The organism is Synechococcus sp. PCC 6312, from assembly GCF_000316685.1.
Classification (GTDB): Bacteria; Cyanobacteriota; Cyanobacteriia; order Thermosynechococcales; family Thermosynechococcaceae; genus Pseudocalidococcus.
Genome location: NC_019680.1, coordinates 2,739,473 through 2,759,818, shown reverse-complemented (window position 1 = coordinate 2,759,818; position 20,346 = coordinate 2,739,473). Strand labels below are relative to the sequence as shown.

Here is a 20,346-nt window from a genome sequence, read left to right as displayed (position 1 = left end):
GCATCAATAACGTTAATAGGAAAAGCCTATGGATGCCGTTACCCAAGAACTCCACGACAAAGGACTCATCTACTTCGACCCAAAAGAAAACGAATGGGTAACAGCAGAAGAATACCTATCCGGCAATATCAAGGCAAAGATTAAGGCCGCTGAGGATGCTGGATTAACCAAAAATGTCGCAGACCTAAAGAAAAACTTACCTTTGGCCGTAATGCCCGATGCCCCACCCGACGTTAAAGCCGAGTGTGCCAAAGCATTAGGAATTGAACTCAGCGAACTCTCAGAGCCTGAATTTGACAAGCTCATGGCCAATACCCTCAGCATTCGCTTCGGCAGTAGTTGGGTACCAGCCGAAATCTATCAAACCTTCCTGCGTCAATTACTCAATCTGAACAATATCAACGTCCACTACAGTCACGCCTCTAGCACCTGGACAGTCGTAAATAACGGAGCGAGTAGCTCAGTTGAAAATAACCGTACCTATGGCGCACGGTATGACGGTATCAAACTGGCCGAAATTGCCCTCAACCTCAAAGACCCTGTGGTGTACGATGTCGTCGATGATAAAACCGTTCTAAACCCTACTGAAACTGAGCAATGCCGGAATAAGACCGGACTGATCAAAGACGCATTTATGAATTGGGTCTGGACAGACACCGGACGAGCCGTTGAGCTGACCACGCTCTACAACAACACATTCAATACCCAAAAACCACGGCGGTACAACGGTTCACATCTCACCTTCCCCGGTATGAACCCAGACATTAGTTTACGAGAGCATCAGAAAAACCAAGTCTGGCGGATTATCCAAGAACAATCCACCGGAATATTCGCAGCGGTTGGCTCCGGTAAAACCTACACCATGATCACCGCCTGCATGGAACTACGGCGGCTAAAACTGTGCTTCAAACCCGTCATCGCTTGCCTCAATAGCACCGTCAAGCAGATCACGACAGAAGCCAAACTCCTCTACCCCAATGCCAAAATTCTCTCTGAACCGGAATCACTCAGTAAAGAAAAGCGCAGACGTTTCCTATCCCGAATTGCCACCGGCGATTGGGACATCATCATCATTTCCCATACCCATTTCTTCTCAGTCCGCATCGACAAAGATGCTGAGTTGAGCTTCCTTTACGAAGAACTCAATAAAATTCGGACAGAGATTCGCTTATCGGATTGCCGAGATGCGACAAAAACCTTGGAGCGACAAAAGAACAATCTGGAGGCCCGCATCAAAAAGGTCACAGAATCAGAACGAAAAGACGATGGCTTTACCTTTGAACAACTCGGTGTTGACTGCCTGATGCTGGATGAATCGCAGCAGTTCAAAAACCTAAGCTTCATTACCAAACAACGCAATATTGCAGGGTTGCCCAACAGCCACAGCCAACGGGCCCAAGATACCTGTATGAAAATCCATTACCTCCTGAACAACAACGGGCGGGTCGTATTCTCGACCGGGACACCCATCAGTAACTCCATGGCCGAGCTTTATACCCAAATGCGCTACCTCATGCCCGATGAAATGGAACGTATGGGTATTAACCACTTTGATGCCTGGTGTAGCTTGTTCGGTGAAACCGTCACCGCTCCCGAAATTACGCCAGCAGGAAAATACAAAGTCAAAAATCGGTTTGCCAAATTCGTTAACCTACCCGAACTGATGAACCTGTTTCGGAAAGTAGCTGACATAACCACCGAGGACATGATTGATTTACCTAAACCCAAGGTCAATCTCATTAACCCCGTCAGCCCACAAAGCTCGGAGCAAGCCAGTTACATGACCAGCCTGGCCAAACGAGCCGACCGGATCTATAACCGGATGGTCGAACCTGAAATCGACAATATGCTCAAAGTCACCAGTGATGGCCGTAAATGCTCCCTTGACCCCCGCTTAGTCGGAGCGGGCCCAAACTTCCAAGGCTCCAAGCTGGATGAACTCATCTTCAATGTTTGGACAATCTGGAAACTCTCAACCCCAATCCAGGGAACACAAATCATCTTCTGCGACTTACGGGAGTCGATTTACGGCTGGATTAAGGACGGCCTCATCCAGATGGGTATCCCTAACCATCAAATCCAAATCGCCCAGGAAGTTAAAGATAAAAAGACCCTCTACGCCAAAGTAAACCGAGGCGAGGTGCGAGTCATCATCGGCTCTACCCAAACACTCGGGACTGGCGTTAATGTGCAGCAGCGCATGATTGCCCAACATGACTACGATGCGCCCTGGCGGCCCAGTGACGTAGTGCAACGACTGGGCCGGACAGCACGGCAAGGCAATATCTGCAAACAGGTCTGGGTGTTTCGCTATGTGACAACGGGCGCAAAGTCGCTCGCCAGCTTTGATTCCTTCGCTTGGCAAGTCCTCGAAACCAAAGCCAAATTTATTGCCCAGGTCTGGCAAAGTAATGACCTACCCCGGACAGCCGAAGACATTACCGGACAGGCTCTAACCTATGCCCAGGTCAAAGCACTCGCCACAGGCGACCCGATCATGCTGGAGCAAGCCGAACTGCAACAGGAGCAAAGCCGACTTAACCTCCTCTACAAAGCCTGGAGTAATGAACAAACTCGGTTCCACTACGACAAACAGCAAGCTCCAAAACTCATCAAAGAGTTACCCGCCAAGATCAAACACCTCGAATCCATCCTCAATAACCGAGAAATTATCATCCTCGGTCAACAATACAACTCCTTAAACGATGCAGCCAATGTCATCCAAGACTTGCGTAAAACTAACCTGGGATGGGGTAATGAGTTAGGCTCCGTCTATGGCCTACCCCTAAAATGTGAATGGCAAGAGAAAAATGTCTTTTTCTTGGACAACACATTCATCAAGTTAGGTTATACCGAGACAATCCTTGAAAGCCTTGAAAGAATTACTAATCGGTTACCAGACACCTTAGAGCGGCTCAAGCAGAGTTTAGATGGAGCCAACAAAACGCTGAAGCAGAACGCCGCTCCCTTCGCCTATGCCGAACAACTAAAAGCGATCAACCAACGGCTCAAAGAAATCCATGACATTATCTTCAAACCGGAGGAAGCCGCCCCTGGTGAAGACGATACCAGCGAAACTGAGGAATTGGAACAACCTGAACATGACGTAATCACCACGCCCACATACCACTCTTTCGATTACCTGAAAGACCGTGAACTACCGGAATGGGCCACCGAGATGATAGCAATCATCCCTCAACCGAAAAGCAACAATATCATTCCCTTTCCCATTCACAAGGAAATCACACCACTCGAAATCATTACACCCACTCGGTTTGAAGCCGTTAGCCGTGATGAATCTATATTACAAGGCTGTCTATTCTAACTTTCAGAGTAAGTGTCATTAACCATCCCAGGATTGGTAGCGATTTTATTTGCTCTTCCAGTCCGGTAGCAGCCTGCCCAATCGCAAACCGTCACCGCCTATGAAGCCACTGAACTGGATGCCAGGTTAGCCCTAACGCAACAGATTCAGGGATGGGGAGATTGACAGGAGGCACTTACGGTGAGCCTATGTATAGTCATTTCACTTAAGAATGAAACACAAAAAAGCTTGAAACCCTGGCGAGCAGTCTTTTGGGGTGTCCCAGTTTTGGCAGAAATGACTATATCACCTGGATGACCAGAATCAGCGAGTGATTTGGCAATACCAATGTCGGGTACTGGTAAAGCGTTGACAGACTCCAGTCCTGGGATAATCCTTTGCCATTGGCGTTCTCCACAGAAATGATGCTAACCCGGCCCAATATGTCGAAAAAAACCTAAAATATCGACATATTCTAACCATGTGTCGAAGTCATCAACATATCCTATGGGTAACTTTTCTCCTGACACTCCCTACAACGGTTTGCCCTTACTGCCTCCTCCAAGCCCAGTTGAGACCCATGATATTTTGAAACGATGTATCGAAGCCCGTGCTGCCTTAGCCGAATTAAAACAATCTGGCGAACTCATTCCTAACCAGGCCATGCTGATTAACACTCTGCCAGTCTTAGAGGCCCAGGCCAGCTCTGCCATTGAAAATATCGTCACCACAGCGGATCGTCTGTTTCAATTTGCCCAAGTTTCCCCTGAGAGAGCCGATTCTGCTACTAAAGAAGCTTTACGGTATGGCAAAGCATTGAGGTCAGGTTACTTAGCTGTTCAAAAACGGCCTCTCACCACCCAAACCGCCATCGAAGTGTGTTCAGCAATTAAAGGGGTAGAGATGGAGATCCGAGCTACGCCTGGTGTTGCCCTGATCAATGACCGCACTCAAGAGATTATTTATACTCCTCCAGTAGGGGGGAGTATTCTTCATGAAAAACTATATAACTGGCAGCAATTTATCCATAACTCAACAGAGATTGATCCACTGATTCGAATGGCGATCATGCATTATCAGTTTGAAGCGATTCACCCCTTTACTGATGGCAACGGTCGTACTGGACGAATTCTTAATCTTTTATACTTGGTAGAACAAGGGTTGCTCAATCTTCCCATCCTCTATCTCAGTCGTTATATTATTCACCACAAAACTGAATACTATACATTACTCCTGCGAGTCACAACCAATCAAGATTGGCAGGCTTGGATTATATTTATGCTGACAGCGATACAAGAAACAGCAACTTGGACAACGGCAAAAATCCAAGCCATTCGTGACTTAATGCAACTAACAGCCAACTATGTTCAGAAACAGGAGTCGAGAATTTATAGTCGGGAACTGATTGAGATAATCTTTACTCAACCCTATTGTCGGATTATCAATCTTGTTGAGGTAAATTTAGCTCAACGACAGACCGCTTCAGACTATTTAAAACGATTGGTCAATATTGGTGTATTAGAGGAGTTTAAGTCAGGACGGGAAAAGTTATTTATTCACCCTAGATTTGTAAAGCTACTCACAGACGATGGCAATGAAATCAAGCCCTATTGAAAACTTCTGCAATAACATCACTATTCCTAATTTGTTATTGTTTTTGGATTCACACCGTCTCACCGTTAACTAGAATAACTATAATGAGCACTAGCTTTCCATTTTGATTGTTGGCTTTATTTATAGTGGCGTATTACCTACTGATGTATGTTTCTTATGAATACAACTTGGACATACGTCCTGGAGTGTTTTTTTAATTGAATTAGGAGCCATATCTTGATAAATTAGTTTTGGCTGATTACCCATCATTATTTGCTCCACAGCCATCTTCAAAGATTGCGCGCTAAGTGCATACATGGCACCCCTTGCCCCGTCAAAAAGACAGTTCAGAGCAGCTAGGGCCTGCCCAAATTTCAATGCTTCAACAAGCTCATCATTTGAACAATTCTCAAGCTTACTAGTGCCGCTTTGTCCAAGCAAATGGATCATTCCCGCTGTACACCAATCTCCAGAACCAGCTGCATCTTTAAAGCTCTCAGCAGTAAATCCTGGAACTAGCTGCCATTCTGCTAAAACTCCATTTTCACCTCGTCTTCGATATCGAATGCCCTTTGCCCCTAGCGTTTCTACCTGAAGAAGTACCGTTGCTTCTTGAGTAAAATCCTTAATATGTCCTAAGCGATCATGAGCATATTTGAGAATATGACAACTCTTTAGTGCCCTATTAAATAGGGACTTATTTCCAATACTAGAAGGCTCAAAAACTACAAGTTTTCCACTTGACGCAGCTAAACGAGCTAGCTCAAGTGTGCCTGGAGATAGCTTATCAAAATAAAAGGTCGTAGCTCTAGCTAGCCTATGTGAAAGATTATATGCGTTCTTAAAAAGAAATGGCTTGTATCGTGGTAGCCGTGATTTGCACTCAGAACACACTAAGTGAAAACTATGGGTAGGAATTCCATGTCTTCCTACGCCAATTTTTTCAATAATAATAGGTGTAGCGATATTTTCTTCATTTTCTATAAAAGAAAGATCGACTTTGAACTGCCTCATATCTGCCTTAATTATCTCAGCGGCAGCATCTCTGCCAAGGCGTGAAATTGGATTTACTTGCCAGCCAAGGTAAGATAGTATTGTAAGGACATTGCCACAAGATCCACCAGCCCAGAATTTAGCATCTGTAGGTTTATCCTGATTAATAACGACATCTAAAGCAATGAGTCCTGCCCCTATACATATTGGTTGCGGTTGCAGTATTCTGAAATGCTTGTTATTGCTCATAGCATTCTCCTGCCAGCCATAATGTGAACAATTCTGGTTGGCTAGTGTTTTTCTCTATCTCTATAACTTGATAGCCCTGTGACTCTAAATGAGCAATTCCTACTCGACAACCTGCCTTATCTAATTCATCTGAATGCTTTATTTCATAAGCAGCCAAAAGGGAGCCAAGACACAATAGTTTACTAGACATTGGCGATATGAATACCTTGCAGCCACCAAGCACTTCTAAAGCCTTGTTGTATTGAACTACTGCCTGATGAATTTGTCTATAAGCCTCAAAAGGATTTTGTTCAGATGCGTAAATGATATCTCTAGGATCTACTCGAAACTCATCAAAAAATAGCTCGCGGTACTCTAAGAGCATTAATGTATCACCACGTCTAGGATCCAAGGATGGAGAAGGAAGTACTGGACAGATTTCTGTAGGGCGACGAAGAAAATCATAAACCCGCCTCAAGTTAGTTTGCTTCCCTTCACCAAGAATAGGGAACCAAACTTTAGGAAGATTTGCTGTCGCCTCCAACTCAAGGTCACCCGAAAAACCATGCAGGCAGATAGGGTCTGCATCAATCCCTTGCTGTTCAATTCGTTTATCCAAGCTGACATTCTCAGCTACTATAACGTGTAAATTAGGGATAGATTTACCCTTGTTCTCTCGATCGTCAGCATCAATCAAGTAGAGTAACTTTGCAATCAACGAGAAATATACGCTTATAGGTAAGGCACTAATATCAACTATCACATCAGTAACTTCTGTAAACCCTGCAAGGTTTTCTAAATTGTCAAAGATGTCATTAGCTCTGCGTGAACTTATCCGTCGTTGTCCTTGTGCTGCCCACATTTGCAGATTGAGAAATTTGATATTTCCTCTATTATGTAGTAATTCATGAAGAGTACGGCGGTTACTTTCAACCAAATTAGTATGGGTATTGGTAAGAGAGTTACTACCCTCATCACATTTAATTATCAAACAATCTCTCTTCCCATTACCACCAGCTTTTAAAATAGCTTCTAGTCCTGTACATGTTCGAGGGTCAAAACCTAATCCCAACACAATGAGAGCATTACGCGCTCTTTCTGAAAAAAGTTCTTTCCAAAAAGAATTAAAGTCTTGTCCTTGTTTAATTAAATAATTTTCCCATCGCCTCATGATCAAAAATTTATCTCCTTTTGAGATGGCTTAAAGCCACCTTGTATCCATGTAACTAGCTCTTTTAGAGATTTTGAACGCCATCCACCATACTGCAGTGGGAGATTAAAGTGGACACAAAGCATTCGATTAAAATATAAAAGCATCCATCGCTGTCCTCCTTTCTGACCTTGCTTCGCATCAAGTATTACCTCAAGAAGGTTATAAGCTACACAAGTCTTTAGTACACGAGAGAGCTGTGCTAATCCAGGATCATTATCTAAATTTTTAGGCTCTTGGAGCTTATCTCTATCAGACATTGAAATGGCAATTCCAGTTACTCCAGGAGAATAAGGGGCATTAGGCTTATAAGTCTCTGACTGAGCAAAGAGACCAAGTGCTTCTAAAAAGTTTCGAGTGTCATGCCCATGTTGTAAGTCTTGAGGCAGAGAATTCCACCTCTGCTCAACTGCTTTCTTAAGAATTTCTTGCTGCCGCTTAGGAGAAAGAGATATAGGCTCTTTTAAGAGAGATGCAGATGCTGCTTCCTCAAAAAGTCCACATGTAAGCCACAAAAATTGTTCAATATTTGATGAGGCTATAGTTGCCAACCTTGAAATCCCATAATAATAAGGAATATTAAAGTCTTTGCATATAAATATTTCGGCTGCTGAGCGGACTGAAGAATCATTACGTTTGTTTAGTTCATCTACTTCTAGAGATGAACTAAATAAATTTAATTGTGTAGGTCTATTTTGTTCCCGATTTATAATTATTTCTATCGATTTCCAGTGAACAGCATCTTCTTGAGGTGTTCTTAGATTTTCTCTTGCCTTATCAATCCATTTGGTATAGCGTTCCTGGTGATAATATCTTTCAGTTATACGTTTAGCTATAGTCTGAGAGATATCAAAAAAACGATCTTGTACTTCTTTAGACTCTAAGGAATTCTGAAGACACATTTCAAAGGAACCAATTTTTATATCTTTGCCTTCTCTAATCCTTGAATCTGCTATGCTTTTAACAACGCTTTCAAAGCGCTTGTCTTTACCTCGCCAGAAAGCTTCTAAACTTAAAACACCTTCATGATCGCGCCCTACAATTGCACCGTCAGCTAGGAGATCCTTCACACTCAGAGCAATTAATCTTTCAGCTACCCAAATTCCAATAGGAGCACGGAGTTCAATCAACTCCTTCAAAAAAAGATAACGCTGTTTTTCTGTTAAATTGTGTACGTCATCGAACATGAGTAATACTCGCTCAGCTACTTGCTCACCATGATGCCAAAGGAAATCTGGGCGGATTATATCAAGCATGACTAAAGAATCATGACCAGGAAGTCTTTCTGTAGGAGTGACAAAACTATCGAGAGCATCACGGACTCGTTTTTCTACATCACAGGCCCAGTTATATAAATCACTGCCAGAGCAAGGAAGAATGAGACCAAGATGTGTGGCATCTATGGATGCTCTAATTTCAATTGCATTAAGATTGGATATTGGTGGATGTCTTAGTCCCCGAAGGCGCATAGCACCTTGCAGGGCGGCTATAGCGATCCTAGCATTCAGTAATGCTAGAAGTAGGCGTTTTCTTTTGGCTTCATCTATATTCAGGTCATCAAGAGTTGCTAAGCTGCGGGCGCAGGATAAGTAAATACCTAAAACTTTTGGACCACTTTCAGTCAAAACTCCAAGTTCTTTTAGCTTTCGGAATAGCTTTTTAGACTCTTCAGATCTGTCTCTTAAAGCACGAACAGTTAAAAGTGAATTGGGTGTAAAGAGACGCAACAAAGAAGTTTTACCACCACCAGGTGCACTTCTAAAAATTCTTGGCCTGTCCCAGAAACTATCTGTTTGACCCTCTAGCATATCAAGTACATCTGAGCTGAATAAACGGACAAAAGTTTCGTCCGATTCACTCGGTTCTGAGACTCGCATCCTAAATGGATTACGTGGCCTATTCATGACTAACTCCGATGCCTACTAACTCTGGGAAATAGCCCTCTAACTTTATACATCTCAGGATCAGACCAGAGTAAGAATATAGAATTATTTGGGGTGTTGTGGCTAAGGACTAAGGGAAGACTACAGTCAGCAAAACCGCGTTTAACAGTATTACCACCTACTTGTGTATGCTTATTTTCAACATTAGAGTCATAGTAGGAATCTTTATCTATTAGTGCTAAGAATGATGAGTCTTTTATGTCATTTAACGGTACTTGATCTGAAAGCTGTTGAACGACTTTAAGCCCCCATTGAATCGGCTTATCTACAAAGAAGGCATTTGAGATTTCATTTAAATGTGAATAAGCTTGCTGCGTTGCCATATAAAGAACAAGATAAATATATAAATTATTTCTATATAGAAAATATTTTGTATGGTCAGACTCATCTGATTCCCGCATATTAAGTTGCCCATAAAACTTAGCAATTTTACCTTTGAATTTCTCACTTTTATCTTCTTTCCTCAGGTAGCTTAGTCCACTAGCTGAAAAGTCATCCAGAAGAAAAACCATTTGAAAACAGGATTCATCTCGTGTCGGTTTGCGCTTGAGCTTCTCTTCTAAATCTTTCGATAGGTCCTTAAGCATATCTTCTGCCTTGTCAGGAGATATTTCATATGCTTGCCATATTTGTTCATGACTCAGCTCTGGATTGCTTCGACGAAATAGATCTGTATGTGCACCATCACTTAACCCAAGAAATAAACATCGTCTCTGAAGAATTTTAAACTCTTTACTGGCTGCAATTTTAGAGATATATCTATTGGGAATGCCAAGTTTCTTTGCTGTGTAATCCAGTAAGATTGGTCGAATGATATCTGGATATGCCATTGATACTAAATGCTCCATCTCCTTTCTAGAGCAAAATATTAATTTCTGCTTTACAAAACCGTAAGCCAGTTTTCTGTCGTCGTCAGAAAACTGTTGAAGCCAGAGAGCCAAACTTTCAACAAACCGCATCCCAGGTGAAAACTGTCCATACTCGTCATATTTATAGGCTGCCATTGCTTGTAGTAAAGGACGTTCTTGTGCCACATCTTCCGCTGCCCATCCCATGACTGATGCTAAAAGACGTTCAGCTAGCTCATCTTTCATAGCTTCTTTACCTAATTTGAGTTAGATCAAAATGTAAACCATCGTCTTTAACCTGCAGGCTCCTCAGATAGCCCAACGTTGCTTGCGCACCTCGATATCCTGCTGGTGCTAGGTTCCAGCAGGTCTCTGAGTCAGACGAAGTCTCATCTACACTCAGTGAAAATAGTTCGCTAAGCAAATCAAAGTCATTTCCAGGCCATTTTCCACGATCTCCAATACATAATGCTTGAGGATTTAGTATTTCACCAGAAAGCTCACGAGCTTTCTCGACAACTGTACGTTTAGAGACTCCTGGTCCTAATACATCGATTGAGCGGCTAGAAGTCACTAGCCTTGCCCCAGAAGAATTAGTCTCATAAACTATCTGATTAATAAGGGATATAACTGTTTCCGACCATAAGACTTGTTTAGGCTCGACTGTGATCTGTTTACTTCTAACTGTAAGATCTGCTAATTGAACAAGTTTCAAGTTAGATTGAAATACTTTTGCTAGGACTCCTAGCTCATGACAAGGTTTTTCCATCGTATTAGGATGGTTGTCATCGCTCAAAAGCCCACAGTCTGCTCCGTTATAGCAGCCTACAATTACATGTTTCCAGTATCGGTTCGGAATTATTTCACGGAGTGCCTTTTTGACGGACTTACCTCGACCTGTTGCAATTCCAATAATAATTCCTGCCCTGAGTAAACGTGAAATTTCTTTAGCTATATTTTTTTCTGGACTTCCAAATCGGTCACGTTCATCACATAAGGTTCCATCATAATCAAAGACTACTGTAGAAAATGAGACGGACTGTAGTTTTTGAATAAAATCTTGATAGGCATTATACCAAAACTCTAATTGCCCTTGTGCCGCAAGAACATTAGGGAGTGTGCCAGTTTTTCGTATTATTGCAGTTTCACATGCATCAACTGTTCCACCAAATATTATCGAAGGTGTTCCTAGCGCCCGAAGATGATAGAGACGCTGTCCAAATAAAGGAACTCCTGGACGACCTGGATCAATTCCTCTCTGCTTTCCAGCAGAACCAACTACATAAAGACACGCCACTAGAGACTTAATAGCTACAGCTGTATCCCCACCAGTGAAATGTAGCTTTACTACAGGTATATCTGGTGGAAGCAGCTGAAGTGTAGCTTGTATAAGCTCCCTTTCACTATCCGATCCTAGTGAAAGTACAGCCGTATCATTTCCACGTTTAGCAAGCCAGTAATGTCTACCATGAGCAAAATTGCGATAATCTGAATGCTGAACATCACCAAGTGCTGCTTCAACAAATTTAGACTCAATATCAACTGCTGCTGACTGAGTTGGGATGCTATAGAGCAAAGTTAGTGATCTACGTTCCCATAACGGAAAGCATTTCTGTTCAATTCTCATTTTAAACTCATCTGCTGTAGACCCTTGATAAATAAGTCCGGACAGACTCTCTGGGAGTTCATTATCAACTGTGAAAACCCGGTGATACGCCCTGGCAAGAAGCACAAAAAAGGCAAGTAATGAATTCGTAGCCAAGAAGCCATCTTTTTGAGATGGCAGATCAAACTCGAATATACCTGTGTAATGATGTTTAGAAACCAAATGTGAAAGTGGACTTCCGGTTTTTGTACATATTGCAAATAACTGTTTAGGTTCACGAAGAACTGCTGTCTGAAAAGCAGCTTTAATATCAGGGTTGCTACCCCCAGCACTTAAACACCAAACAGCAATCTCTCTAGTTACAGGAGCAGCCACAATAAGTTCGAGTGGTGTTACAACTTTTGCGATTTTTCCAGCAAAACGCTGATGAAGGGTACTCATGAAATGAGCTGCAGTGAGCGAACCTCCTGAACCAACAGCTAGTAGAGGTAGAGAAGCTGATGCTGCAACAGCAGTACACAAATGATCAATATTCAAAGATATGGCGGCTGCATAGGTGTCTTCTAATTGCTTCAGTTCAGTACTGTAAGGCTTTCCCAAAAGAGGCTCCCTGTTCAAAGTAATTTATTTTACTATAGTTGAGTTTTTTAGTTGCTTCAACATTAGGGTAGTGTCAATCTCATTGATGCTTAATTATACCTGAAATAGTTGTGATTGCCAAGAAACTTTTCATGATTAGCTGCCATGATTGTTCATCAACAAAAGTGATTAAGTATGAAGGAACTTATAATGATGGTAAGCAAAGATATTGTTGTCATCAATGTCATTGTCAGTTTGTTCTGAAACCAACTAAGAAATATATCTCCAATGAAACCAAAGGGCGAATTGATAAGCTATAGCTAGAGCCTTTAGCCGATATAGATCGCGCTACTGGCATGTCTGAAGCCTGGCTCAAAAACTATGTTAATCGGCAGGCTATCTACACTGTACAAATCATAGATGTTACTGCGCCAAAAAGTCTCAGTTAATCCTGGAATGTGATGAACTATGGTCGTTTGTGGGTCGTATAGATCATCAGTAATGGCCTTGGATCGCTTTTGAGAAATCAACCAGAAAAGTAGTTGCTGCTGTAGTCGTAACTCAGAGGGAAACGAGTGCTCAAAAGCTGTGGAATAGAATTCCAATTGATGAACATACAACCTGCGTTAATCCGGGCAAACCTTCCCAATCTGCCACTGATACTGAGTTCCCAACTTCATCCGGCGAGTGAGCGCAAACCCATGAATCACAAAGGTTTCAGACCGAAACCATGTCCGGGCAAATCCCAATATCTCGGATAGCTGCGATGTGGTTAGCCACCACCGCCGCTGATACGCATACTCCAAAACAAACAGGGCCTTAAAGCCTGGAATAGACAAAAGCTCCGAACCGGAAAGCGAAAGATCAGGCTGATCTATTAGCCCACTCTCACTCACTAACTCACCATGGCCATGGCCGTTACCATTGCCATTCTCCACATACCCATTCCCATTACTCTGACTCCCTTCAACCACAAGACCAGGAAAGCCATTAGGCGACCCATACTGTCGTATCCATTGCCGAAAGTTAGACAACCGCTCAATATCATCCATGGTCAAAAACGAAGCACGACCCACCCGAATCGGCCGGATCGATAGTTCCTTCATCGCTTCGTAAAACCGAGATTTACTTAAACCAACAACCGACTGTGCCTGAGCAACAGGCAACCGATCCAACGCCATACATCACCTCTACGACCGGAAACATTAACAAACTATGCCGAATAATAACATTTCCGCCCGGAAGTCCGACCGGACTAATCACTTTCCCAGGCCCATGCCGCCCCTTCAAGTTCTGGCGAACTTACGCCCCGGCACCCCACCCAGGCTGCTAATGCCGCCTTAATATAGCGGCTCCCGATGGTCGCGGCTCACTCTGTTCGCAACGGTTAAAACCAGTTCTGACCATTTTCTTAAGATCAGGAAAATGGTCAGGTCAATAAAATGCCGCCCTTGCTTCAGTCCGTGCAGTCGCCTTGCTCCCTTACTCCCCTCGCAACCCCCGGCACCCCAAACCCAAATAAAAGACTCGGCTGCTTCACAGCCTCGCAATAGCCATTCATAAAAGTTGTTCTAGGGGTAGTTTATTGCCCCTAGAACAAACAACAAAATCAACCGTCCTACGGAAGAACGAAGTTAAAGGAATTAAAAATGGTCGAAACAATAGAAAAAGAAAAACAAAAGGCTTGCGAGGAACTGAAAAAAGAACTCGGACAATTTCACGGAACAACTCAATGGTATCGCTTCGGGAAAGGGATGTTACTCACCGATGGTACAAAAGCATTGGGCGATGCCGAACCTGGCCACTACTGGCTGCTAACGCTAATCGCCAGTTACCAGGGATACCCGAAGTTGAAAAAGCTAGACTTCCAAGTTTGGACATTAAAACGGGATGGAACGAAGGCGGTTGTAACCTGTCAAGAAGATACAGGGAAGCCAAACCTCGTAAAACAATCCATTCCTTTTACTGATACACCACTGGACGAATTAAAACTGTTCGTGTGCAAAGACGGTAATCAACGGGTTATTTTACTCCCAAGCGAATATTAACTCTGTCCTTCGGCTAAAGTGTTCTCAAACGAGGAAATCTAACTTATGGTGATGACTACTGAACGTCCAGAAACCGAAACCCAAACCAACACCTACAATGTTGTTCAACCGCGACATAAAGGCGTAATCCAAGCACGGGTCATCTTTCCCGCCAATAAAGTATTCACGTCTGAATACGGCAATAGCCAAAACATCAAATTCCAGGCATTGGAAGACCCAAGCATCGAAGATGTCGTCTGGTTTGAAGAAGGGAAGGAACCCTACGTCAACCTCAAACGGGACGACATCATTGATGTAGTGCAACTGTCCAACGGCAAATGGCGGATCGCTGAAGGCAATAAGCCCTCCTTGCAAAAGAAAGAAGCTGTTGTCGAAGCAATCAATGAACTGTTTCCGATCTACGAACATTGCTTGACCATCGCTAACGCCCTGACCAGCAACCTCAGCGGTAAAGCCACCAACATCGCCACGATCAACATCGCCAATACCTTACTCGCTGAGGCAATCCAGTTGACCCGCCGCTAAACAAACAACCTGGGGGGGAGCATTAAGCTCCCTTTCCCTTTACAAATTGGAGCAAAAAAATGGAAGACTTCACCAAACTAAAAAAGCACGAATCACCCCGTAGCGGGCCACGCCGAAATAGTAAAGGTCGAGGCGGAGTCGCCCGTAAACGACAAATCCAAAAAAAGTTTAAGCAACTTAGCCAAAATCTAAAAAAGAGCTAAAGCTGCATAGAGCTTAAAGTCTGGACTATAATTACTAACGTTCCCCTAGAACAAAGGAGGAAGCATGAAAGTATTTACTGCCCAAGCAAAAGAAAACAGGAAAACGATTAAAACGCCAGAAATCTGTGCCGTCAACACCGGAGAAGCGATTCGGATCGTGACGCAACTATTTCCCAATGTTTCAGAAGTGAAAGTGAAAGAGAAGGAATTGGATCGTCCTACCAGGGTTCTCAATCTTACAGGCGCGGCTGTCAGTTAAAAACGGCAAGTGTCGTTCCAGCATTGCGGCATAAACGGTTCCCCCCTACGGGCTACCCCCCATTTAATCCTCATGGCTGAAGCCTCGCTTGCCGCTAACGGATTCTAAGGGTTTATACCCAAACCCAAAGAATCCGTAAGCCGACAACCGTCCTGTCCAGGTTCTGCGTCCTGATAGGTAGAACCTATGCCTCAAAACTTATCGAAAGAAGAACTCAGTGCAATTCTTGAAGATGTTGAGTATCTGTACTCCAACTATCTGATCACCATAGAAGAATACGACTGGTTCTTAGAGCAACTCGACTAGCAAAAAGAGAGCCTCCCGAAGGGGGGGCTTTTTTTATGGCAGACTTCAGAAAACCTACGGAATGGCAAACCTTAGAGAAAAGCCATGATCAAAGTTTCAGAATACTACAGTGCATTTGGGCCAGCCGCCCCAATCCAACCCCGAACACCCAAATTAACCACCGGACTAGAACTACTCAAGAAAAATGCAGAACGACTGATGGAGAGCATCGAAATAAAATTAGAGCATGAAAACCTGGAGCAAGGCCGTAAAGAACTGCTACTGCATCCCAATATTCCCAAACCTCTGCACAGCCTCGCCCCACGCACCATCAAAGGCCAAAAGTGGTGGGACGAAACCCGCAAAAAAGCCTATGCCGCACAAGATTACCACTGCCATGCTTGCGGCATCCATCAATCCAGAGCCAGATATCGGCAATGGCTAGAAGCTCACGAAATCTATGACATTAACTACCAAACCGGAGAAGTAAAACTCATTGAAATGGCTGCGCTCTGCCACGCTTGCCATAACTTCATCCACGATGGCCGGATGCAAACCATGACCCAGAAAGGAAAATACGACCTCAGAAAATACCTAACCATCCTCAAGCGTGGAAACCAGATCATTGGCTCTAACTGGAAAGAACCATTTATGCAAGCAAATCCACTGAATCTGAAATCAAAGCTGATATAGTAAATCAAATATTTATTTGACGGCTATGGATGAATTTAACTCTTGTGGCATTGAGCAATACCAACCAAACGAGATAGTATCAGTAGATGGAAAGTTGCCCCTGCATATAGAACCTTACACAGGGCAGTCATTAAACGTCCTTGAAACGCCTGTCAAGAAAGAGCTAGCGTTGAGGTGGCCACCGTTAACGTGAAGCGTTGTACCATTTTCCGGTCATTTTGGAGTGTATCTTTGATCCAGCGTTTGTCGGGATAGTCACAGAGCCAGTGAATAAAGACTTTCCAGGGAACGCCTGGTGGGCGGCATGGCCGCCCACAATCTTGGCACGTCCAGTTGGCATTGTGCTTGATGGTATGGGCAATGGACTTCCAGTTTTTTGGGTATTTGCGTCTATCAATGGGCATTTTGGCGGGTGTGTACACAGTTCTTCAGGTTACCTAAGCCCCAGTGAGGGAGGGAAATCCATTATCTTTAATGGCTATACCAGGCCTGATACCATTGCTTCATTTGCTTAATCTCTGCGCTTTGAGAACGAATAATATCGTCAGCGAGTTTTTCCATTTCCGGACGATTAGTGTTGGTTTTGAGGTTGCTGGCCATCATCACAGCCATTTGGTGGTGGGGAATCATCTGACGAATAAATTCACGATCAAAGTTCTGTGCAGTTTCTAAGGCTGCCAAATCCATCGCCATCATCCCGTGTTCCTGGTGCATTCCCATCAAGCCCTGAGTGGATAGGGGTGGAACAGCCCGGCCAAACCACTGTTGATACCAGGTCTTCATTTCGTTAATTTCACGCTCTTGATCCTGGATAATGCTCTGAGCCAGCGTTTTGAGTTCTGGGTGTTGAGCTTTTTTTAAGGCAAGCTCGGCCATATCAATGGCATCTTGGTGATGCGGAATCATCATTTCGATAAATCCTTGATCAGTCCAACCCATTTGCATCGGACGTTGAGCGACGACACTGGATGATTGACTTTGATACGCCACTGTTACCGCCGCCGCAGACCCCGTAAGAATAAGCCCAGCCAAGCCATAAATCCATAGTTGATGACGCATACAAGTCCTCTCCTGTTTACTTTCCTACTTCTAGTCTGACCAAACATCATGAAATCAAGATGAAATTGAGAGTGGGTCATCTTGCATTCAAAGAACGGGTAATAAGCCTTTGGATTCATGCCGGATCAAAGCGATATCCCAGGCCATAGACGGTCTCAATCGGATTAGTCAGTCCATGGTCTGCTAATTTACGGCGCAGAATCCGAACTTGGGCCGCAACAACATTACTGGTGGACTCAGAAGCAATCGCCCACAGTTGATTTTTAATTTTTTCACTGCTGAGAATTTGCTGGGGATGTTTCATGAAATATTCGATCAGTTGAAATTCTTTAGCCGTCAGAGGAATCCTGACCGAATCAGCTTCCGTGTTCTGAATGATTAAATTAGCTGTGCCATAGTCTAAGGTAATGCTGCCAACAGTTAATGTATTAGCTTGCAACTGGGGAGAACGACGGTGTAAAGCCCGCAAACGCGCTAAAAGTTCCTCCATTCCAAAGGGTTTAACGAGATAATCATCCGCCCCTGCATCCAGGCCAGCTACCCGGTCACTAATTTTATCCTTTGCAGTCAGAATCAAGATGGGGAGAGGATTTTGGTTAGCTCGTAACCGTTGACAGAGTTCAATTCCTGTTAGACCTGGTAATAACCAATCAAAGATGCCAAGCGAGTAATGAGTCCAATGGTTCCCTAAGAAGCCCCAGGCCTGGTTGCCATCCTGAACCCAATCCACAATATAGTTTGCTTGAGTCAAAGCCTTTTGAACTGCTGCCCCTAAATCTGATTCATCTTCGACCAAAAGTATTCGCATAACCAATATAGTAAACGGAAGCTAAAAAACCCTCCAGTTAAAATACCAGAAGATTTCTCGAAAATTTTACCAAAGACATCTAATCATAGGTATTAATTCGAGCTGTACCAAAGGGAATAAAGTCAGACTCACCGCGCAACTTTGCGGAAAGATAAAAAAACCAGGAACGAGCATTGATATTTGAGTCTTTTACAGATTTTAAAACAATTTTTAAGTTTTCTTGATGAACAGGTTTATCAAAACTTAGTCGAACTAGATAATTGTCAATAGTATAGCTCATCTCAACCTTATTTCCAGCTTCATCAATAACACTAATGCCATTTATCACACCCAATTTTTTGGGAATTGTCATTGACAATGCTTCAATATTACCGTGACCAATATTGATCAAAATATAATAATTAGAAAAGACAGTGCCTGTACTATTAGGATTGGCATAAGCCTCTTGAATATTCGGCAATAAATTCTTAGAAAAAGAAGGCTGAGGAAATAAACCCAATGATAGTAAAGCAATCATCATATACCTGAAAACATTCATGGTTAATCCTTTTAGAGCAAGTTAGCAATTACAAGAACAGAATTTCTATTCTGGCTCTTAGATATAAGCTTAGAGTGTCATTATGAAATGATGATGAAATTTCATGAATCAAGTTATATAGTAAACAGTAATAAATTGTGAGATTAGGGCGGAATTATATCTCCCTGAAAGTTTCTAGTTTTAGCGAAGGGCTGTTCCTTGTTAAGGCCTGTGATGATCAATTACTCTCACAAATGAAGACGGACTGCTATAGCCCTGATTCCAATTCTGAGTAATGATCATGAAATTAAGATGAAATCAGAGTATTGGATGCTAACGAGAATACTCTTGAATCAATGCCATTTCCGTTCCCAGAAGTTGATTTAAGGTTGGGGTCTTTACTAATTCAGGCTCGCCAGGAGAAGCTAGCAACATGACTCCCATCAAAGCCATAATCGCATTTTCGGCAAAACTGACCAGGCCAAGAGGTGCTTTAGAATTACCACCCACACAAGCACAATTTAAGGCTAACTTATCAATAAAAACTGCCTTAAACACAGAAATTCCACCACTAACCCCAACCACCAAAGCCCCCACACCTGTCGCCATTGGAGCCAGGCCCGATAAAATCCCCAGGCCAATAAATAACTCGATAAACGGATAAACTTTTCCATAGGGTTTACAGCGTTTCGTAATCAGGTCGTATTTGGCAAAACTCTCGGCAAACGCATCTATATCCATCAACTTTAAGGAAGCCAGCATCGACAGGGCAATCCCCATAAACCCAGTAAACCCAAGGGAAGTTGCTACGGCCATTAGCCCTGCAGTCGAAAACAAGGCAATCACAGGGGTGTAGGAATACTCCGGGGCCTGGGCTTGCACCTCTAAATAGGCCGCTAAATCCGTATAACCCCCAATGCGAGTTCCATCCCAGAAGATTTGCGGCGTGGTTTTAACCTGGTGCAGGGTCTTGAACTCTTCTACTTCGGCTTTAGTTGACAAGCGAATATCCTCAAACGGAATGTTGTTGTCATTGAGTAATGCAACCGCTTTTACTCCCCAAGGACACTCATGGTCAGGCATTGACATCCGATAGACTTTTACTGTGGTTTGTCTGCGCTCTAAGTTCATCGTCTTGACTCCTAATGAATTCAACATAGTTTTATGTTAAAGTCTAAAGCAGACTTGAGAGTCAAGTGTTTTTTAGGATATTTTTGATGATGAGTCGTTCACCTCTGAAAATTGGCGATGTGGCCAAACAATCGGGCGTATCTATCCCAACTCTGCGCTACTACGAAACTCTGGGTTTAATTGGTCCGGCCAAACGAGGTGATAATGGTTATCGGTACTACTCTCCAGAGGTTATTTCCCAAGTTCTCTTTGTCAAAAAAGCCCAGGCCCTAGGTTTAGCCTTGGATGAAATTCGCCAAATTCTCAATGTTCGAGACCGGGGGGAATTACCCTGTGAGATGGTGCAGAGTTTACTGGCCAAGAAAATCCAACAACTTAACACCCAAATTTCACAAATGCAGACCTTCAAGCAGGAACTAGAGACTTATCAAACCCAGTGGCAAAGCATCACACCCAAACTGACTGACGCTGAAATTTGTCCGCTGATTGACACAGTTACTCCCTAAATAGGAAT

Annotated in this window: 18 protein-coding genes; 7 read left to right on the top strand and 11 right to left on the bottom strand. The window is 43.3% G+C overall.

The genetic code is table 11. The annotated features are described in order from the left end of the window. The first annotated feature begins 28 nt into the window (after positions 1-28). Together SYN6312_RS13460 and fic are read left to right on the top strand one after the other, a co-directional pair. Positions 29-3,325, top strand: a complete 3,297-nt coding sequence (locus SYN6312_RS13460) for a helicase-related protein (protein ID WP_015125434.1) — start codon at positions 29-31, stop codon at positions 3,323-3,325. A 486-nt stretch (positions 3,326-3,811) separates the two neighbouring features. Further along, on the top strand, positions 3,812-4,918 hold the full coding sequence (gene fic, locus SYN6312_RS13455; protein WP_015125433.1) for a protein adenylyltransferase Fic: 1,107 nt from the start codon (positions 3,812-3,814) through the stop codon (positions 4,916-4,918). Positions 4,919-5,038: 120 nt separating this feature from the next. Here fic and SYN6312_RS13450 read toward each other — a convergent pair whose 3' ends face one another. From SYN6312_RS13450 to SYN6312_RS13425, 6 genes are all read right to left on the bottom strand, one after another. Then, positions 5,039-6,139, bottom strand: coding sequence for a carbohydrate kinase family protein (locus SYN6312_RS13450; RefSeq protein ID WP_015125432.1), 1,101 nt, complete (start codon positions 6,137-6,139; stop codon positions 5,039-5,041). Continuing rightward, entirely contained in the window at positions 6,129-7,289 is a 1,161-nt protein-coding gene (locus SYN6312_RS18425; RefSeq protein WP_015125431.1) for a hypothetical protein, read from the bottom strand. The genes SYN6312_RS13450 and SYN6312_RS18425 overlap by 11 nt, the downstream gene beginning before the upstream one ends. A 2-nt stretch (positions 7,290-7,291) precedes the next feature. Beyond that, positions 7,292-9,232, bottom strand: a complete 1,941-nt coding sequence (locus SYN6312_RS13440) for a hypothetical protein (RefSeq protein ID WP_015125430.1) — start codon at positions 9,230-9,232, stop codon at positions 7,292-7,294. Between the two features lie 2 nt (positions 9,233-9,234). Further along, positions 9,235-10,365: a hypothetical protein gene (locus SYN6312_RS13435; protein ID WP_015125429.1), complete on the bottom strand. Its 1,131-nt coding sequence runs from the start codon at positions 10,363-10,365 to the stop codon at positions 9,235-9,237. Positions 10,366-10,372: 7 nt separating this feature from the next. Further along, positions 10,373-12,325, bottom strand: a complete 1,953-nt coding sequence (locus SYN6312_RS13430; protein WP_015125428.1) for an HAD hydrolase family protein — start codon at positions 12,323-12,325, stop codon at positions 10,373-10,375. A gap of 605 nt (positions 12,326-12,930) precedes the next feature. Further along, positions 12,931-13,485: a hypothetical protein gene (locus SYN6312_RS13425; RefSeq protein ID WP_015125427.1), complete on the bottom strand. Its 555-nt coding sequence runs from the start codon at positions 13,483-13,485 to the stop codon at positions 12,931-12,933. A 468-nt stretch (positions 13,486-13,953) separates the two neighbouring features. On the opposite strand from SYN6312_RS13425, the gene SYN6312_RS13420 reads away from it, so the two are divergent. The 4 genes from SYN6312_RS13420 (at position 13,954) to SYN6312_RS13405 (ending at position 16,317) form a co-directional block, all read left to right on the top strand. Beyond that, on the top strand, positions 13,954-14,352 hold the full coding sequence (locus SYN6312_RS13420) for a DUF6876 family protein (RefSeq protein ID WP_015125426.1): 399 nt from the start codon (positions 13,954-13,956) through the stop codon (positions 14,350-14,352). Between the two features lie 45 nt (positions 14,353-14,397). Beyond that, on the top strand, positions 14,398-14,877 hold the full coding sequence (locus SYN6312_RS13415) for a hypothetical protein (protein ID WP_015125425.1): 480 nt from the start codon (positions 14,398-14,400) through the stop codon (positions 14,875-14,877). A 267-nt stretch (positions 14,878-15,144) separates the two neighbouring features. Further along, positions 15,145-15,339 (top strand): hypothetical protein, encoded by a 195-nt coding sequence (locus SYN6312_RS13410; RefSeq protein WP_015125424.1) that lies wholly within the window; start codon positions 15,145-15,147, stop codon positions 15,337-15,339. Positions 15,340-15,729: 390 nt separating this feature from the next. Then, complete coding sequence (locus SYN6312_RS13405) at positions 15,730-16,317, top strand: hypothetical protein (protein WP_015125422.1); 588 nt, start codon at positions 15,730-15,732, stop codon at positions 16,315-16,317. Positions 16,318-16,469: 152 nt separating this feature from the next. Here the strand turns inward: SYN6312_RS13405 and SYN6312_RS13400 are convergent, their stop codons facing one another. The 5 genes from SYN6312_RS13400 to SYN6312_RS13380 form a co-directional block, all read right to left on the bottom strand. Next, positions 16,470-16,721, bottom strand: a complete 252-nt coding sequence (locus SYN6312_RS13400) for a hypothetical protein (protein ID WP_041430866.1) — start codon at positions 16,719-16,721, stop codon at positions 16,470-16,472. A gap of 67 nt (positions 16,722-16,788) precedes the next feature. After that, complete coding sequence (locus tag SYN6312_RS13395; RefSeq protein ID WP_015125421.1) at positions 16,789-17,376, bottom strand: DUF305 domain-containing protein; 588 nt, start codon at positions 17,374-17,376, stop codon at positions 16,789-16,791. A gap of 115 nt (positions 17,377-17,491) precedes the next feature. Next, the gene (rppA, locus tag SYN6312_RS13390; protein ID WP_015125420.1) at positions 17,492-18,184 is read right to left on the bottom strand and encodes a two-component system response regulator RppA; all 693 of its coding nucleotides are present in this window, start codon (positions 18,182-18,184) and stop codon (positions 17,492-17,494) included. 79 nt (positions 18,185-18,263) lie between these two features. Continuing rightward, positions 18,264-18,704 (bottom strand): hypothetical protein, encoded by a 441-nt coding sequence (locus tag SYN6312_RS13385; protein WP_041430865.1) that lies wholly within the window; start codon positions 18,702-18,704, stop codon positions 18,264-18,266. Between the two features lie 330 nt (positions 18,705-19,034). Further along, positions 19,035-19,832: a MauE/DoxX family redox-associated membrane protein gene (locus SYN6312_RS13380; RefSeq protein WP_015125418.1), complete on the bottom strand. Its 798-nt coding sequence runs from the start codon at positions 19,830-19,832 to the stop codon at positions 19,035-19,037. An 86-nt stretch (positions 19,833-19,918) separates the two neighbouring features. Here SYN6312_RS13380 and SYN6312_RS13375 point away from each other — a divergent pair, with 86 nt between their 5' ends. Next, entirely contained in the window at positions 19,919-20,338 is a 420-nt protein-coding gene (locus tag SYN6312_RS13375; RefSeq protein WP_015125417.1) for a heavy metal-responsive transcriptional regulator, read from the top strand. The last annotated feature ends 8 nt before the right edge of the window (positions 20,339-20,346 follow it).

Coding starts and splice junctions, on each gene's coding strand:
- SYN6312_RS13460 (WP_015125434.1), top strand. CDS start 29: ATGGATGCCGTTACCCAAGAACTCCACGACAAAGGACTCATCTACTTC.
- fic (WP_015125433.1), top strand. CDS start 3,812: ATGGGTAACTTTTCTCCTGACACTCCCTACAACGGTTTGCCCTTACTG.
- SYN6312_RS13450 (WP_015125432.1), bottom strand. CDS start 6,139: ATGAGCAATAACAAGCATTTCAGAATACTGCAACCGCAACCAATATGT.
- SYN6312_RS18425 (WP_015125431.1), bottom strand. CDS start 7,289: ATGAGGCGATGGGAAAATTATTTAATTAAACAAGGACAAGACTTTAAT.
- SYN6312_RS13440 (WP_015125430.1), bottom strand. CDS start 9,232: ATGAATAGGCCACGTAATCCATTTAGGATGCGAGTCTCAGAACCGAGT.
- SYN6312_RS13435 (WP_015125429.1), bottom strand. CDS start 10,365: ATGAAAGATGAGCTAGCTGAACGTCTTTTAGCATCAGTCATGGGATGG.
- SYN6312_RS13425 (WP_015125427.1), bottom strand. CDS start 13,485: ATGGCGTTGGATCGGTTGCCTGTTGCTCAGGCACAGTCGGTTGTTGGT.
- SYN6312_RS13420 (WP_015125426.1), top strand. CDS start 13,954: ATGGTCGAAACAATAGAAAAAGAAAAACAAAAGGCTTGCGAGGAACTG.
- SYN6312_RS13415 (WP_015125425.1), top strand. CDS start 14,398: ATGGTGATGACTACTGAACGTCCAGAAACCGAAACCCAAACCAACACC.
- SYN6312_RS13410 (WP_015125424.1), top strand. CDS start 15,145: ATGAAAGTATTTACTGCCCAAGCAAAAGAAAACAGGAAAACGATTAAA.
- SYN6312_RS13405 (WP_015125422.1), top strand. CDS start 15,730: ATGATCAAAGTTTCAGAATACTACAGTGCATTTGGGCCAGCCGCCCCA.
- SYN6312_RS13400 (WP_041430866.1), bottom strand. CDS start 16,721: ATGCCCATTGATAGACGCAAATACCCAAAAAACTGGAAGTCCATTGCC.
- SYN6312_RS13395 (WP_015125421.1), bottom strand. CDS start 17,376: ATGCGTCATCAACTATGGATTTATGGCTTGGCTGGGCTTATTCTTACG.
- rppA (WP_015125420.1), bottom strand. CDS start 18,184: ATGCGAATACTTTTGGTCGAAGATGAATCAGATTTAGGGGCAGCAGTT.
- SYN6312_RS13385 (WP_041430865.1), bottom strand. CDS start 18,704: ATGATGATTGCTTTACTATCATTGGGTTTATTTCCTCAGCCTTCTTTT.
- SYN6312_RS13380 (WP_015125418.1), bottom strand. CDS start 19,832: ATGAACTTAGAGCGCAGACAAACCACAGTAAAAGTCTATCGGATGTCA.
- SYN6312_RS13375 (WP_015125417.1), top strand. CDS start 19,919: ATGATGAGTCGTTCACCTCTGAAAATTGGCGATGTGGCCAAACAATCG.